Genomic DNA, 16517 nt, shown 5'->3' with positions numbered 1-16517 from the left:
TCGCAATTCTTAGTGCGCAAACGCCAAACTCTGCCTCACCTTTGTTTAAGTTGGCTAGGCACGATTGGGCATTAACCTGCATTAGCGACTTGGCCGCCGTCTAACACGACAGTATGGCCGCAGACGTAATTGCTCGCTTTAGAGCAAAGATAAATTGCGGTGCCAGCTACATCTGCCAGTTCACCCACTTTACGCGCAGGGAGCCCTGCCATTATTTCTTGTTCATGGGCCAAGGCGTGTTTTGTCATCTTGCTAGGGAAAAACCCAGGGGCAATGGCGTTAATGTTGACGTTGGTTGGGCGAATATCAGCAGCCATATGGCGTGTCAATTGGATAACCGCAGCCTTACTGGCAGAATACGAATAATTGTTCATGTGAGGGTGAGTGAGGCCATTAACAGAGGCAATGTTGACTATCCGTGACGGCTCGTTCGCGTCGCCCGCTAAACGAAGTGCGGGCAGTAATCGTTGACTCAAGAAGAAAATAGATTTCACATTCAAATCCATGACTTTATCCCAGCCAGATTCTGGAAACTCTTCAACTGGCGCGCCCCATGCGGCCCCTGCGTTGTTGATGAGAATGTCTATTTTCGGCTCGCGTTTAAGCATCTCTTCAGCGAATGCCTCAACCCCAGCCATGGTGGATAAATCAGACTGCACAGCGATGCACTCGCCTAAACTTGATAGCTCAGTAGCGGTTTGCTCAAGCTGTTCAAGTTTGCGTGATGTAATATAGGTTTTTACGCCATTTTCCACAAAACCACGGGCGATCATGGCACCTATGCCACTTGAGCCTCCGGTTACGACTGCAATCTTGCCAGCCACTGAAAAAAAATTATTCATCTAGGTTCCTTATCCTTTAAAGCGCCAAGCATAAGGCGCTTAGTTATTTTTGTTTTTATGTACTTGGTCTGGTGTTAACCAACGCCAAGGGTGATCCATAAGAAGTTTATTCTTGCTGCTTATATCCATGCTGCTCTATATATAAAAGTGAAGTGCGCCACTAATGATTTGAGTGGTTGTGGTGCTTGGCACGCCACTTTTCTCGAAAAAAGCCAAATAGCGAATAAGCAACGAGCGTTAAGCAAATTACGGCAACTGCAGCAGCAGGGTAGGCCATTAACGCCATTCCTGTATCCCAACCGTAGATAGCCATGACAAGGCATATCACGCCCAAAGAAAATTCAATGAGTAAGCTTTCCCAGGGTAGTTTTTGGTCGGAATTTACTGGCCTAGCAAAAAAATTCACTTTATAGGGCATCTGTCTTCATCCTTAACGTTACATTGACGGCTACCTGTTTAGGTGTGTTCTACCTAAAACTGTGGACTTCAAGGTAGATTATTCTGGATTAATTATTGATAACACAAAAAGCGCTACAAGGCGCCTTTACAATTATTGAGATTATTTATATTTGCTTATTACTTAGTGAATCAAGCATTGTTAATTGAGGGGCATACTCAGTTCGTTCACGCTCCTTGAACTCATAACAAAAAAAAAGCCAGCCTAAACTTCAGGCTGGCTTATGGGCTTAAAACTTACCGCGTACACCTAGGTTATAACGGGGGCCATATACTTCATAATCAATCAGTTGATTGCTAAAGCGGCCATGACGGCGGGTACTTTCATCTGTCACGTTGATCCCTTCAAAGAATACAGATAAGTGGTCGTTAATGTCGTAGCTAGCGGAAATATCAAGCTGACTGTAAGCTTCGGTAAAAGTGGGTTCCAGACCGCCGGTTAGTAGGAAGTCATCCCGCCAGTTGTAAGCAGCGCGAACTTGATAGTCATCTTGTTCGTAGAACAGCACTAGGTTTGCTGAATCACTTAAACCAGATAGTGCAAAATCATTTTCAAGAGAATAAATATCATATTCGTCTTCACTATTGACCATAGTGTAGTTAACTACGCCTCCAAAACCTGTGTCACCGAAAAGATGCTGTACATTGAATTCCCAGCCATATACACGTGTTTCGTTAAGGTTCTGAGGCGACGTGATTTCCCAAATGATCACAGGATCGCTTGCGATGGAGACGCACGCATCAACTGGATTTTGCTCTGAGCCTTCAGGGCAATTTCCTCGTGGGTTAACGCTTGGGTCGGTAAGCGGTCCCGCAGGACTAATTATTTCGCTCTCTGTTTGCCCTGAGGCGATAAAGTTATCCACTTGTTTACGGAAGTGTCCGATTGACACATAGCTACCTTCGTCATAATAATATTCTAATGATAAATCGAAATTTTCTGACTCATATGGCAACAGGTTGGGGTTGCCCTGTGAGGCGCGAAACGGACCACCTGAGCGGTGTAGGTTGATATTGGTAGAGGGGAACATGGCGCCGATACTGCTGCGAGCCACGGTGACACTGTAAGAGAATCTTGCCGTTAATTCATCTGTGATCCCCAAACTTATATCAAGGTTCGGCAAGAAGTGCTCGTAAGCGCCCTCCAACGTTTCTGATACTTCCTCGTCGGCAAGAATTTTTGATAACTGAATTGGCGTTATCCAGTTAAAGCCGATAACGGGTCGCTGAACTGAGTAAGATTCTACATCGGTTTCTTCGTAGCGAAGGCCAAAATTGGCGTTGACCGGCATATCGTTAAATTCGGTTATGAAGTCGAACGATGCAAAAGCTGCTGTGGTTTCTTCTGATATACCGTTCTTTTGAATATCAGCTTCGTTATATAGGCCTTGTTCTTTAACTAAATCAAGAAACTGATTGGCGCTGTAAATCGGTAGGTACTCGTAACCCACGCCACCAGGCTGCAATTCAAATTCTAGCTCATCGGTGTTCAGCGCACCATTTCCAAGTGCAAAGTTAGCGCTATAAATGTTGCCTGTGTCCACGTCATATTTAGTGTGGGCGAATCCAAACTGCACACTATCAAGCGCACCGTCACTCATGTTCTTCCATTCACCACTAAATTGAATCTGCTGAATGTTATTTTCGATTTCATAGCCACGTTCTTGATATAAGTCGCCCTCGATGTTTTCGGGGGAATATGCCCCGCCTTCAAGTGCGCTATCGTCGTAGAAAGCGGTGGGAGTATCGCCGCTAAAATCAGCACTGATATGGACTGGGGCTAATGTTCCAAATGGATTCTTTAAGTTCGCTAGACGCTCGGCCGGCAAAGCCCCTGGGTTGGCATGAGACGTCGAGTCATGTAAATCTAAGGTGAAGTTAAGTGCATCTGTTGCTTGCCATTCAAAGTTAGCACCGATGGAGTCATTTTCTGTTTCAAAGTTATATTCCCAAGCCCAGAAGTTCAGTTCGTCGTTACTTCTACTAGGGTTAATAATAGTACCATTGGCATCCGCTGCACCCTCTTCAACGTTATCGAACCAAAAGCTCATTCGGTTCATTTTGCCGTTTTCTTCTAATCGTGAAACAACATAATCCAGTGTCGCGGTCAGTGTGTCACTGGGAGCAAATTGCAGCACAAGCTGGCCGTTCAAACGGTCACGACTGTAATTCGCATCGTCTAAATCTACCGTAGGTGTGCGCCACGTTGCCAGCGTTGGGTTTTTATCCGTATCAATGGCGCTGGTATCAGGATTGGCTTGCCCTGGGTAGCCACGGCCCCAACCTTGGGTGCCAATACGGTCTATATGGCTGTCACGCTCTGAATAAGAAAGTGATGCAAGCACACCGAATTTTCTATCGTTGAAGGTTTTACTGATCATTCCCGCTACTTCTGGGGTGATGTCGTCACCTGTTGTAACACTGGTGTCCATTACGCCTTTTGCACTCCAAGCGGCAACAAACTCTTCCATTTCAAAAGGGCGGGCCGTTTTAATGTTGATCGTGGCTCCGATCCCGCCTGAGCTGACATTGGCTCGGCCCGTTTTATATACCTCAACACCGGAAACGCTTTCTGCGGCAATCTCACGAAAGTTAAAACTACGGGATATGCCAGCACCTGCAAGTGCAGAAGAGTTTGGCATTTGGCGGTTGTTCAAGGTCACTAAGTTAAAGCTTGGCCCGAAACCACGCACCGTCACTTGGTTACCTTCGTTGTTGGTTCGGTCGATGGAAACACCCGTAACACGTTGCAGTGATTCAGCTAGGTTTGTGTCGGGGAATTTTCCGATATCTTCAGCAGAGATAGCATCAACGACGCCGGAAGCGTCACGCTTTATATCCATCGCTGACGTTAACGAACCACGGATACCTTTTACTTGAATGACCTCAACAGCCTGAGGTTCTTGCTCTGTTTCTTGAGCATTAACGGTGCTGCATAACAACCCTGTAGCAACGGCGATAGCGATTTTACTGAGTCTATTGGCTTTCATGTGATGTTCCACCAGCTTAATTGTAAATAAATTGTCAACGATAAATATGTTCGTAGGTTTAATGTTAATTGTCAACAAAATATTAAATGAATGTTAATGATTTTAAGCGTGTGTGGTTAATTTATTTGGCGGCAAATGCTGCTATACATAGCGCTACAAGAGAGCGCGAGAGATGAAGTCAGAGAATTCTGGTTTTTTGGAATGCACAATTTTTATAAAAATTATTTATTTAAATATGTTTTTATTTGGAATATATGGCCAGTTAAGAGTGGGTTTATTGCATTCGGTTCAGCTGCTACGTGGGCTAATGAGGTGCTGTAAATATGCTTTGTTTAATATTTACGTAACAACTATGTCGCTTGGGGGGCGAGAACCTTGGTACGCTGGACAGGGAGCCTGCCCAGCAAAGGGCAGATGCTATAAGTTAAAGCGTTGAGGGTTGGTCACTCCATCTTTTGGAATAATATTGGCTGGGATGTCGATCTTTTTATCATCCGCGCCTGAGGCAAATTGACTCACGTTGTAAGCATTTTTTGTCGACCAATCCATTTCCACGCGACCGTCACCTAATACGATATTTCCTAGCTTGCGACGGAACCATTCCGCTAACTCTATATATTCCACTGTATAAGCAACATTTTTCCTCTCTTTTGGATCAACCCGCAAGTCGTATAACGCCATTTCCGCATTTAATGGACTTGTCGTCAGTGCCCAAGTTATATCTTCGTTTAAATCTGGCACGCGTGCTGGGGTGCGTTTATCTCGAGTACGCATGGAAAACGCAAAGTCATCCGTACGCAGATAGGCTCGGTAGCCACAAACTAGATTCATTTCACCGAGTATATAATCCCGTTCAGGCGCTTCACCGTTGGCGACTTTGGCTAGGTCAACGCCATCCAAGTAATCATACTGCTTCTCTTGCGTATTGATTTGGGCTGCTTCCATCAGGGTTGGCGCAAAATCTACGTATTCAACAAGGTCAGTAACGATTTTGCCTGGTGGGTATGTCTTCTTATCTGATGAGACTACAATGGCTGCGCCGTTTAATGATGCTTGCCAAGAGCCAAATTTACCCATGATACCTTGTTGCCCAAGATGCCAGCCGTGATCACCGACAGTAAGCACGATAACATATTCACGACCTTGCTTAGCTGAATGGGCTTTGAATGCTTCGACAGCTTCCCCGATAAGGGCGTCGCCGTATGCGGTAAACGCGTAGTAGTCGCGAACAGCCTGCAATTGATCTTCCTTGGTCATGCCGTCGGACTTCGCCTCATTATAAATCTGTAATTGCTGAGTGGTAAAAGTGCCTAACTCTTGGGTGTCAAAATTCGGTAATGTGTAATCACGATCTTTAAATTGATCACGGAACGATTTCGGAGGTAAGACGGGCGTATGAGGTAAGTGAAAACCAAGGTTAACAAAGGTCGGTTTATTTTCATCTGGGCCGTTAACCTGACGTCCAGAAAAACTCTCGTACTGTTTACCGCTATTGGCTAAATAATTTTCAAACTCTTTAACAATATAGCCATCCACGGTTTTACCAGCGGGTTGCGGGTTAACCCCACCTAGTATTAATCCTGTATTGATACGAGTGTATGCCCGTAAAATGTCAAATTCTTGTTCTACACCTTGTTTTATCGACTGTTCTTGCTCATTTAGCGCTCGGTCTTTTTTTGATAAAACAAATTCTTTGCTTCGACCATCAGGGTAAAAGACCTTTTCGAAAGAATCTCTGCGTTTTAATACGGCATCTTCTAACCCATGAGAGCCGCTGGAGTACCAGCCGCCAAAGCCATGCAGCAGCAAATCTCGGTTGAATTCAATTTCTAGATCAAAAATATGACTCTTTTGATTTAGTGCTTCACTAATTCCGTGATGTGTTTTACCTATAATGGCCGTACTGTAGCCTGCGGTTCGAAGCTGCTGGGAGACAGCGGGGCGCACAAAGTCAGCTTCTTGGTGGGTATGCTCCCACGCGTACTTGCCGTTTCTAAACGGATACCGACCAGTATGCATAGAGGTTCTTGATGGCCCACATGTGGGAGAATTGTTATAGGCATTGGTAAACATCACCCCTTCGCTAGCGAGTTGATCTATGTTTGGCGAAAGCACAAAACCCAACTCGCCTTCATCAGTACCTCGGGTGGCACGGTTATAGGCTTGTATTGAATCGGGACGCTGATCGTCCGTTATGATCCAGAGAATATTGGGTTGGCTTTTAGCTTGTGAAGCACTGGCGAAAATGTTGAACAATAGCACTGCAGCAGGAATGAAGTAGCGCAACTTAACTCGTAGCATTTTAGTTACTCCTATTGGTTAATTGTTAACATCTTACATTTATTCTGTTTAATATGTCACGGTAATTGAGGCTATTTTGTAAATCTTTGTGAGGTAAACCTGACACACCAGCGTATCAAAAATGACACAAGCGGTTGATGGTTCGGCAGCAATGACGAGAAGAGAAAAGCGGCGTACTAAAAAGCCCCTTAAAGAACACACTCAATGCATATTCTGTAGCGTAGGCCCTTGATTTAAAACTGACCTTGCGCGCCGACTCCTTTTTACTCGCTCAATATTTCGGTAAAAACCCTCAATCATTTAGATGAAAAGTACAATAACGCGCATTGAGGAAACGCCAGCGGTGAGACTAGAGATAATGACTACGTTTTATTATGGGTGTATTTGTAAGTTTTAATATGATGAGAGCTAGGCGGTAAAAATTTGAGTAATTGAATAAACAATATTGGCATTCAAGTTAATACAGAAGATAAAGGTTGCTAACCGACAACCTTTATCTTGGACATAATTAAGGTCTGGAAGACTATCAGACTGGTTATTTCTCGTGCCAAGTAACATCAAATTTTAAGCGGCTCTGTTGATGTCGCTATTTACTTTATATCTTTATATAAAGCGGAACAAAAATAAATTTGCTATCAAAAGCACAGAGTACAGATACATTGAGCATGATGTTAGTACCACGACTGCGAAGATGATGGCCCGCCGTTAGTGACTAAATGAATCGAAACATTTACTTGATACACCGCTCCAGAGGAATTTCCAGAACCAACAAACGTGATATTAAATGATTCGTTAGGACCCGGAAGTCTAGCTCCACCTAGACCAATAGTAGGCTCTGCAACCAAAGCTTCGCGCAAGCGACTTCCAAATGTGGGAAATACACGAGCTGATGTACTTACTTTATCGTCGTCATCTGGGTCAAATATAAACCAACCTGAATCGGTTAAATTCGCACTATTACCTGCAGACCAGAGATCCGTTGCTGAAGGTACATTTCCAGCTGAAAAAATTTGCTGGGCACTAGTTTCAACAGCACTGTAAAAACGCTCGTTATCTTGCTCACGATTTTCATCAGTTGAGCTGTCTTGCTCGACTGCACGTGCAACAAAGCCGAGGAAGGGGTTTCTGATGGTCGGTACATTCGCGGGTACGACAAACATGCCTTGCGCCCGGATCCTTCGGCCGTCATCATCAGTTGAGTCTGGCGGCAAAATTAGCCCTCTACGGAATCTAGAGGGAAAGAGATTACCTGTGGTATAAGGGTCCAATCGAACGTCCCCTCCAAAAGCAGTAACCATTGCAAATTGCAGCGATACCTCATCTTCACCACGCTCACTAAAACTTTCGATTATTAAGTCCCATGATATTTGCATTTTAGCCATTATTTTTTCCTCGTCCTTTAAAAAAAAGCTGTCACTAGCCTAATGACTTCCGATAAATCGCAGTAGAACCCAGTGATCGGTCGTCCAAAATGGCAGAATTGCTTTTGCAATTTAGTTCACCATGTTGGATAGGTTTAATGGAAGTTAGTTATCGTATTTTAATTATTCCAATTGCAGAGCTACTACAACTAATCGCAATTAAAATATGTTCTGAATGTATTAGGTAAGAAAATGACTACTCTTCTTGCAAGAATCCATTTGCCCTAGCTAAAAATACTATCGTTACTAACGCTATCACTAGCCATTCCATTTGTTGCTTCAATTAGTCTTAGAATTTAAACATTGGAGCGTTAAATGAGTATAGTCGACAACGCTGGAAGTGAAACCAGTTGACTAAGACGCTGTTTCAGCTTTCTCGCAACTTAAAATTCCCCGCTCAAAGTGGAGTTTTTTTTATCCTTCTTTTGAAAACCACTAGTGATTCCTTTTAAAGCTAAGAAAGAGTAACAAGACAAAGTTGTAGGGAACAACTTTGAACATCCGAAGGACGGTGCGCAGCACGCAAAGTAAGGACAGCCCGAAGCAAAGAAGCCGCCTCCAGCAAGTCACTTTTCTCGGCAACTGGAACGCCAGCCCGGTGCTCCCTGCGTTGCTCTACCTTCCAATATCCATGTTGGTGGCCTGCGCGTTTCGCCCAACACTGGTTGTGAAAACGCATTCCCAACGCGGCTTTCAGTCAGACTGCTCCCTTCAACCTGACCAGCGTTAGCCTTCGATGCTTTGGGTGACTAGAGTCGGTATAAAAAGCAGCGACTAAGTCACCAAAAGTAATGGCTACGCCGCTAAAAAAAGCAGTTTCGTAAAGCACCGATTCGAAATAAATTATTATGAGTGTCTCTGTATCTATAAAATGAATTAACATGGGTGTCTCTGTATCTATCTCTGTATCTATCTCTGTATCTATTTTTAGATTCCAGCGACTCTGACTTAATTGATATAAGGGCAAATAAAAATCAATTACAGTCTTCACTCCATATGTTAGTCAAGACGTGCAGGTACCCAAATGGATGTTGGGAAGTACGGCTACACAGAGGTACCGGGCCGGCGCTCCAGTTGCGGTGATGGCGAGAGTGAAGCACATAGTTGTCACAGGCCATAAATAAGCGTAGCGCACGCTTGGCACGCCATCGCTGCTTTTGCCTTTTCGTGACTCAAACTTTTCCGCTCAAAGTGGCGACTTGTCTTACCCTTCTTTTGAAAACCACTAGTGATTGATAATCGATAATTTAACAAGGAACATTTTTAACATGGGTGTCTTCGTATCTAATTAGCTTCCATCTGTTTGAGTTTCAATTAATTTTACTCATAGCATACCAAGCGCCGTAATCACGAACCCTTTTGATCTTTGCATTCCAGTTTTCGGGTCAATTTCTGGAAGACCTTTTACTCTCTGAAAGTTGTGCTTCAAAAGCCCTGAGGCAACTAAATGGCTAAAATGTGAAGCATAGATAGCTTCTTTATCAATTCTTTCTTGTTTAGGTAACGCATATATTTCATTTTTCATTAAAACATTTTTATGTTGCTCTTTAAAAACATGCCATTCATCCCCGACTCTTCGTAATGATTGATGTTTTAAAATTATTAACTCAGCATCATTCAATTCACTTAGTAGTGAGAACAGTCTTTTTGCTTCTACATAATCCAACTGGTCATTTGTTGTGGTGTTGACGAACAAAGAAGCTATATACTCCCTACGCTCTTGAGTCAGGGCTCTTGCAGCTCCATGGCAAGCATCCTCGAATAAGTCTATATTCTCTTCCGAACGCAGATTTTCTAATAAACCTTCAGTGTCGAGGGAGGCAATTTTTGATTCAATCAATGTCAACAAGGACTCTATTCTTTCTAATCGTTGGTTAGCGATTAGTTCGCCAACGATTTCCGCGATTAATGGGCCTACTATTGGAATAGCTCCTACGAGTCCCTTTCCTAATATTGCAGTAACATTTATTTCCTTGCCTTTTATTTCCATAAAACAACCTTGTGGAAGCTAACAATGTTAATAGCCGGAAAGTAACGTAATTGCATCCGTATTTTAATCACGGAAGCTTTCCACCTTTCCCTATATGTCGTTTTTAGCATGCACCGTAACTTGTTGTACAGGTTAAATTTTTTCTATTTCTTAACTTTACTCTTTTATAAATATGGAAAACTTCCAAGATCTTTCTGCTTACCAGAATAGTTGACGAATATGCAGTAAATCTAACTACGAAGCGCCCGTTCCTCGACTCAAGACTCCCTGAGCATCGAAGGCTAACACTGGGTGGATTGCATGGATGCAATCTAAGTGAAAGCCGCGTCGGGAACGCGTTTTCACGACCGGTGTTAGTCGAGACGCACAAGGAATAGAGTCTTGCTGGAGAGCGGCCCTTTTTGCTTACTTTTTGCGGCTGTTGGTAAAAAGTCAGTTGAGCCGCGGGACGCGGTTTGAAAAATAGGCATGGATGCCATAAGCGAAGCGCATTAGTGAGCGCAGCTCATAAGATAAGCGCAGCGCATAGGTGGCCGCAGGCCATAAAGTAAGCAACGCGCATAAGTGAGCGGAGCTCATAAGCAGCGAAGCTGTGCTCAGTGCACGCAGTGCATAAGTGGTCAAAGACCATAGGTGGCCGAAGGCCATAAAGTAAGCAACGCGCATAAGCAGCAAAGCTGTGCTCCGTGAGCGCAGCTCATAAAGTAAGCAAGGCGCATAATTAACCGTCAGGTTGAAAAAGAGCACATTGTCGACAATTCCCGCATTTATACCTTGAAAACCTAATTTACTCTGCTATATTGTCGACAACATCAAGCTGCTGATGCAATTTACCGTCAGTAAAAGTATTAAGCATTCATTTGTCGTAAACACGAAAAGGAACACATCCTTACTATGCAAAACCATACCGAACAAGCTATTACCGCAGCGGATAAAACCTTTTTCCAGTTGCGTAAAGACATAGTGGAAGGTGTGGTGCTAGCGGGTTCAAAACTAAGTGAAACCGAATTGTCGACAAAGTATGGCGTTAGCCGAGCAGTGATCCGAGAAGCGATCAATCGTTTGGAGTCGTGCCATATCGTTGAGCGAAAAGCCAATGTAGGGGCGCGGGTGGTGTCGTTATCTCCCGAAGGGTTGGTGGACTTATATCAAGTGCGAGAATCTCTCGAAGGTATGGCGGCAAGACTTGCGGCACAAAATATGACGGATGAAGAAATTACTGATTTAAACGCCTTGCTCAACATGCATTCCCAAGACGTGAAAAACCACGGTTCTTATTATCAAGAAGCTGGGGACGTTGATTTTCATTACCGGATAATTTTAGGCAGTAAGAATAATCATCTTATCGCTATGTTGGTTAATGGCATTTATCACTTGGTGCGCATGTACCGAGTGCAACTTGGCATGTCTGGCCCTCGCGTAAGCACGGCGTTTGACGAGCATAAACACATAGTACAAGCGATTTCTAATCGCGATGGCGAGTTAGCTGAAATGCTGATGCGCCGGCATATTTTATATTCAAAAAATAATATTCAGCGCAAATTAGCGCCAGAACAGGTTGTGTAATGACGTCATTGGATTGTCATTAAATACCCCTTTAATCGTTAGCGTGAGGGTGAATGCTCACCCCATCTTAAACATTATCTCAAGGAGCACGTTTCATGAGCCCAGGTCAAAAATTTCGCCAAGCATTGGTAGACAATAAACCGCTGCAAATTGTTGGAACCATCAATGCCTATAGCGCCATGATGGCAAAAAAAATTGGTCATCAAGCCATTTATTTGTCTGGCGGCGGTGTGGCCAATGCATCCTACGGTTTGCCTGATTTAGGCATGACGTCTCTTAATGATGTGATTGTTGATGTGCAGCGTATAACGTCGGCCTGTGATTTACCCCTGTTGGTGGATATCGATACAGGTTGGGGCGGTGCGTTCAACATTGCTAAAACTGTCCGTGATATGGAGAAGGCTGGAGCAGCGGCAGTGCATATGGAAGATCAAGTGGCGCAAAAGCGCTGTGGTCATCGCCCAAATAAAGAAATTGTCCCGTTAGAGGAAATGGTTGATCGCATCAAAGCGGCCGTTGACGCACGTACTGACCCAGACTTTTTCATTATGGCCCGCACTGACGCTTTCGCTCAAGAAGGGCTCGATGCAGCTATTGAGCGTGCTAAAGCATACGTTGCTGCTGGAGCTGACGGTATTTTCGCTGAAGCAATTAAAACCGAAGAACATTATCGCGCATTTGCTGAGGCCTTGGACGTGCCAATTTTGGCCAATATCACTGAATTCGGCCAAACCGAATTATGGAATAAAAAAGTATTGGGCGAGTGGGGCGCAGCGATGGTGCTTTACCCACTTAGTGCTTTTCGTGCCATGAATAAAGCGGCCGAAAACGTCTACAACGCGATTTTAGAGCAGGGAGATCAAACTTCTGTGGTCGATACCATGCAAACTCGCATGGAGCTTTACGATTACCTAAATTATCACGATTACGAACAAAAGCTGGACAGCCTTTTTGCCCAGGGCAAAAACAAGTAACTGTTAGCAAACGAATAATCATTAACGAATAAAGGTAAATATGGCAGCCAGGTGAGTGCACAGCAGTCATTCATCTGGTGCTAACGAATACTTATTTAGGAGCAAATCATGGTTGATAAAAAATTAAGTGGTGCAGGTTTACGTGGTCAAAGCGCTGGCGAAACTGCCCTGTGTACAGTGGGTAAATCAGGTTCCGGGTTAACCTATGCTGGGTATGATGTATCTGATTTAGCCGATAACGCCACCTTTGAAGAAGTGGCTTACTTATTGTTCAATGGTGAATTACCCAATCAAGCACAATTAGATGAGTACAAGGCTTCGTTATTTAAACAGCGTGACTTGCCGCAAGCACTTAAAGACGTATTAAAGCTGATCCCCAAAGACGCGCACCCAATGGATGTAATGCGCACCGGTTGTTCATTTTTAGGCAATATTGAGCCAGAAGCTGACTTTTCACAGCAGCACCAAGCGGCCAATCGTTTATTGGCGGCCTTTCCGGCCATCATGTGTTACTGGTATCGCTTTACTCATGATGGGGTAGAGATTGATTGCACCACAGATGAAGATTCGCTTGGCGGGCATTTCTTGGCTCTTTTGCACGGGAAAACGCCTTCAGAGCAGCATCGCAAAGTCATGGACGTATCCTTAATTCTATACGCTGAGCATGAATTCAACGCCTCTACGTTTACCGCGCGTGTATGTGCTTCAACCTTGTCTGATATGTTCTCTTGTATTACCGGTGCAATCGGCTCTTTGCGCGGGCCATTACATGGCGGTGCGAATGAAGCAGCGATGGACATGATCCAAAAATTCAGCTCACCTGCAGATGCCAAAGAACAAATGGCCGGCATGCTTGAGCGTAAAGAAAAAATTATGGGCTTTGGCCATGCGATTTACCGCGAATCTGACCCACGTAATGTGATCATTAAGGCTTGGTCAGAAAAGCTAGCCCATGAGAACGGTGATACCTCTTTGTATGACATTTCAGTGGCGTGTGAAGAATTTATGTGGGACAGCAAAAAACTGTTCTGTAATGCGGATTTTTTCCATGCATCTGCTTATCATTTTATGGGGATTCCAACTAAATTGTTTACACCGATTTTTGTCTGTTCACGTCTTACAGGTTGGGCCGCACACGTGATGGAGCAGCGCAGCAACAATCGTATTATTCGCCCCAGTGCGGATTATGTTGGGCCTGAGCCACGAAAAGTGTCACCTATTAGTCAGCGCTAAGCTGTAACAGACAGAGGCGGACGCTCAAGCATTCGTCTCTGTTTGGCCGGCTTACTATTTTCGCCAGTTTCTGCATTTCTCTTTATCAAACAGGTTATGACTGGCGCGTTGTTACTCTCGTATTTAAGGACCGCTATGAATACCGATTACCGTAAACCTCTTCCAGGCACCAAGCTTGATTATTTTGATACCCAAGCCGCAGTGGATGCTATTACCCCAGGCGCTTACGCTAAGTTGCCTTATACCTCAAAGGTGTTGGCTGAAAACTTGGTGCGACGCTGCGAGCCAGAACATTTAACAGATTCACTAAAGCAGTTGATTGACCGAAAACGCGACTTGGACTTTCCGTGGTTTCCTGCACGGGTGGTGTGCCACGATATTCTTGGGCAAACAGCACTGGTCGATTTGGCTGGCCTGCGTGATGCCATCGCAGAAAAGGGCGGCGACCCATCTAAAGTCAACCCTGTGGTGCCAACCCAGTTAGTGGTTGATCACTCATTAGCCGTCGAACATGGCGGTTATGATAAAGACGCATTTGAGAAAAATCGCGCCATTGAAGACAGACGAAACGAAGACCGTTTTCACTTTATTCAGTGGACTAAGACCTCGTTTAAAAACGTGGATGTTATTCCATCAGGTAACGGTATATTGCACCAAATCAACCTTGAGCGTATGTCGCCAGTGGTGCAAAAGCTTAATGGTGTCGCCTTTCCTGACACCTTAGTTGGTACCGACAGCCACACGCCTATGGTAGATGCTTTAGGCGTTATATCCATTGGGGTAGGTGGGCTGGAAGCTGAAAGTGTCATGCTTGGCCGTGCATCCTATATGCGCCTGCCAGATATCATTGGCGTTGAACTAACAGGCCGCCCGCAAGCGGGGATCACCGCGACGGATGTGGTGCTAGCACTCACTGAATTTTTACGTAAAGAAAAAGTGGTGTCGTCATATTTAGAATTTTACGGTGAGGGCACTAAGCATCTGACCTTAGGTGATAGAGCAACCATTTCGAATATGACCCCAGAATACGGCGCTACAGCGGCCATGTTCTATATCGATCAGCAAACGATTGATTATTTGACGCTGACGGGGCGTGACGACGAACAAGTGAAACTAGTAGAAACCTACGCCAAACATACTGGCCTATGGGCTGACAGCTTAGAAACGGCTGAGTACGAGCGTGTGCTGAAATTTGATTTGTCGACTATTGGTCGCAACATTGCTGGGCCGTCAAATCCGCATAGCCGGGTGCCTACCAATGAACTCGCTCAGCGCGGTATCAGTGGTGTAGTAGAAAACGAAGAAGGTAAAATGCCTGATGGCGCGGTGATTATCGCGGCGATCACCAGTTGTACCAATACCAGTAACCCGCGCAATATGGTGGCAGCCGGTTTAATCGCGCGCAATGCCAACAAGCTAGGGTTAACACGTAAGCCTTGGGTAAAAAGTTCATTGGCGCCGGGTTCAAAAGCGGTACAGTTGTATTTAGAAGACGCCGATTTGTTGCCTGAACTGGAACAGCTTGGTTTTGGCGTAGTGGCGTTTGCTTGTACCTCGTGTAACGGCATGAGCGGTGCTCTCGACTCAGCCATTCAGCAAGAGATAACCGATCGTGATTTGTATACCACAGCGGTGTTATCAGGTAACCGTAACTTTGATGGGCGTATACACCCCCATGCGAATCAGGCGTTTTTAGCGTCGCCGCCGTTAGTGGTGGCGTACGCGATTGCCGGCACTATTCGTTTTGATATTGAGCGCGATATTCTAGGCCATGACCAAGACGGCAACCCAGTCACGTTAAAAGATATTTGGCCAACCGATGAAGAGATTGATGCCGTAGTCAAAGCGAGCGTTAAGCCAGAGCAGTTCCGTAAAGTGTACGAGCCCATGTTCGATTTGAAAGTGGAATACGGCGAGCATATTAATCCGCAATACGATTGGCGCCCGCAAAGTACGTATATTCGTCGTCCTCCTTACTGGGAAGGCGCATTGGCTGGCGAGCGCAGTCTATCAGGTATGCGCCCATTAGCGGTATTGGGTGACAACATCACCACGGATCATTTGTCGCCGTCAAACGCGATCCAACTGAACAGTGCAGCAGGCGCTTATTTACATAAAATGGGCTTACCAGAAGAAGACTTTAATTCTTACGCGACTCACAGGGGCGATCATTTAACGGCGCAGCGCGCAACCTTTGCCAACCCTAAACTATTTAATGAAATGGTACAGGAAGTAGGCGCTGACGGACAAAGCAGCGTCAAGCAAGGGTCGTTAACACGCTTAGAGCCTGAAGGGACCGAAATGCGCATGTGGGAAGCCATTGAAACTTACATGCAGCGCAAGCAGCCGTTGATCATTGTGGCAGGCGCTGATTACGGTCAGGGCTCGTCACGAGACTGGGCGGCAAAAGGTGTACGCTTAGCAGGGGTTGAGGTGATTGTGGCAGAGGGATTTGAGCGTATACATCGCACAAACCTAATTGGCATGGGCGTTTTGCCGTTGGAATTTATGCCAGGAGACAATCGCCAAACTTACAACATTGACGGTAGCGAAACCTATGATGTGCTTGGTGAGCGTAAGCCTGGGGCAAAAATGACCTTGAACATTACCCGTAAAAACGGTGAGCAGGTGAGTGTGCCGGTGAAGTGCCGTATTGATACCCAAGAAGAATCGTCAATTTACGAAGCGGGCGGTGTACTGCAACGTTTCGCCCAAGACTTTCTTGAAGCAACGGTAGGGTAAGT

General features: G+C 45.1%; 10 protein-coding genes. 4 read left to right on the top strand and 6 right to left on the bottom strand.

Going from position 1 to position 16517, the window contains the following annotated elements:
• Window positions 1-71: 71 nt before the first annotated feature.
• The 6 genes from FX988_RS06320 to FX988_RS06295 form a co-directional block, all read right to left on the bottom strand.
• On the bottom strand, window positions 72-842 hold the full coding sequence (locus tag FX988_RS06320; RefSeq protein ID WP_160178843.1) for an SDR family NAD(P)-dependent oxidoreductase: 771 nt from the start codon (window positions 840-842) through the stop codon (window positions 72-74).
• Between the two features lie 160 nt (window positions 843-1002).
• On the bottom strand, window positions 1003-1260 hold the full coding sequence (locus FX988_RS06315) for a hypothetical protein (protein WP_160178842.1): 258 nt from the start codon (window positions 1258-1260) through the stop codon (window positions 1003-1005).
• Between the two features lie 268 nt (window positions 1261-1528).
• On the bottom strand, window positions 1529-4288 hold the full coding sequence (locus FX988_RS06310) for a TonB-dependent receptor (RefSeq protein WP_160178841.1): 2760 nt from the start codon (window positions 4286-4288) through the stop codon (window positions 1529-1531).
• A 417-nt stretch (window positions 4289-4705) separates the two neighbouring features.
• Window positions 4706-6589: a sulfatase-like hydrolase/transferase gene (locus FX988_RS06305; protein WP_160178840.1), complete on the bottom strand. Its 1884-nt coding sequence runs from the start codon at window positions 6587-6589 to the stop codon at window positions 4706-4708.
• Window positions 6590-7260: 671 nt separating this feature from the next.
• Window positions 7261-7971: a hypothetical protein gene (locus FX988_RS06300; RefSeq protein WP_160178839.1), complete on the bottom strand. Its 711-nt coding sequence runs from the start codon at window positions 7969-7971 to the stop codon at window positions 7261-7263.
• 1363 nt (window positions 7972-9334) lie between these two features.
• Window positions 9335-10000: a hypothetical protein gene (locus FX988_RS06295; RefSeq protein WP_160178838.1), complete on the bottom strand. Its 666-nt coding sequence runs from the start codon at window positions 9998-10000 to the stop codon at window positions 9335-9337.
• Window positions 10001-10894: 894 nt separating this feature from the next.
• Here FX988_RS06295 and FX988_RS06290 point away from each other — a divergent pair.
• From FX988_RS06290 to acnD, 4 genes are all read left to right on the top strand, one after another.
• Complete coding sequence (locus tag FX988_RS06290) at window positions 10895-11566, top strand: GntR family transcriptional regulator (RefSeq protein WP_160178837.1); 672 nt, start codon at window positions 10895-10897, stop codon at window positions 11564-11566.
• Between the two features lie 95 nt (window positions 11567-11661).
• The gene (gene prpB, locus FX988_RS06285) at window positions 11662-12540 is read left to right on the top strand and encodes a methylisocitrate lyase (RefSeq protein WP_160178836.1); all 879 of its coding nucleotides are present in this window, start codon (window positions 11662-11664) and stop codon (window positions 12538-12540) included.
• A 108-nt stretch (window positions 12541-12648) separates the two neighbouring features.
• Window positions 12649-13773, top strand: coding sequence for a 2-methylcitrate synthase (prpC, locus tag FX988_RS06280; RefSeq protein ID WP_160178835.1), 1125 nt, complete (start codon window positions 12649-12651; stop codon window positions 13771-13773).
• 135 nt (window positions 13774-13908) lie between these two features.
• Window positions 13909-16515 carry a Fe/S-dependent 2-methylisocitrate dehydratase AcnD gene (gene acnD / locus FX988_RS06275; RefSeq protein WP_160178834.1) on the top strand — a complete coding sequence of 869 codons (2607 nt, stop codon included), beginning with the start codon at window positions 13909-13911 and terminating at the stop codon, window positions 16513-16515.
• Window positions 16516-16517: the final 2 nt, after the last annotated feature.

It is taken from the genome of Paraglaciecola mesophila (genome assembly GCF_009906955.1).
Lineage (GTDB): Bacteria > Pseudomonadota > Gammaproteobacteria > Enterobacterales > Alteromonadaceae > Paraglaciecola > Paraglaciecola mesophila_A.
This window is presented reverse-complemented; position numbering and strand designations above follow the sequence as displayed.

Coding starts and splice junctions, on each gene's coding strand:
- FX988_RS06305 (WP_160178840.1), bottom strand. CDS start 6,589: ATGCTACGAGTTAAGTTGCGCTACTTCATTCCTGCTGCAGTGCTATTG.
- FX988_RS06300 (WP_160178839.1), bottom strand. CDS start 7,971: ATGGCTAAAATGCAAATATCATGGGACTTAATAATCGAAAGTTTTAGT.
- prpC (WP_160178835.1), top strand. CDS start 12,649: ATGGTTGATAAAAAATTAAGTGGTGCAGGTTTACGTGGTCAAAGCGCT.
- FX988_RS06295 (WP_160178838.1), bottom strand. CDS start 10,000: ATGGAAATAAAAGGCAAGGAAATAAATGTTACTGCAATATTAGGAAAG.
- FX988_RS06310 (WP_160178841.1), bottom strand. CDS start 4,288: ATGAAAGCCAATAGACTCAGTAAAATCGCTATCGCCGTTGCTACAGGG.
- FX988_RS06290 (WP_160178837.1), top strand. CDS start 10,895: ATGCAAAACCATACCGAACAAGCTATTACCGCAGCGGATAAAACCTTT.
- FX988_RS06315 (WP_160178842.1), bottom strand. CDS start 1,260: ATGCCCTATAAAGTGAATTTTTTTGCTAGGCCAGTAAATTCCGACCAA.
- prpB (WP_160178836.1), top strand. CDS start 11,662: ATGAGCCCAGGTCAAAAATTTCGCCAAGCATTGGTAGACAATAAACCG.
- acnD (WP_160178834.1), top strand. CDS start 13,909: ATGAATACCGATTACCGTAAACCTCTTCCAGGCACCAAGCTTGATTAT.
- FX988_RS06320 (WP_160178843.1), bottom strand. CDS start 842: ATGAATAATTTTTTTTCAGTGGCTGGCAAGATTGCAGTCGTAACCGGA.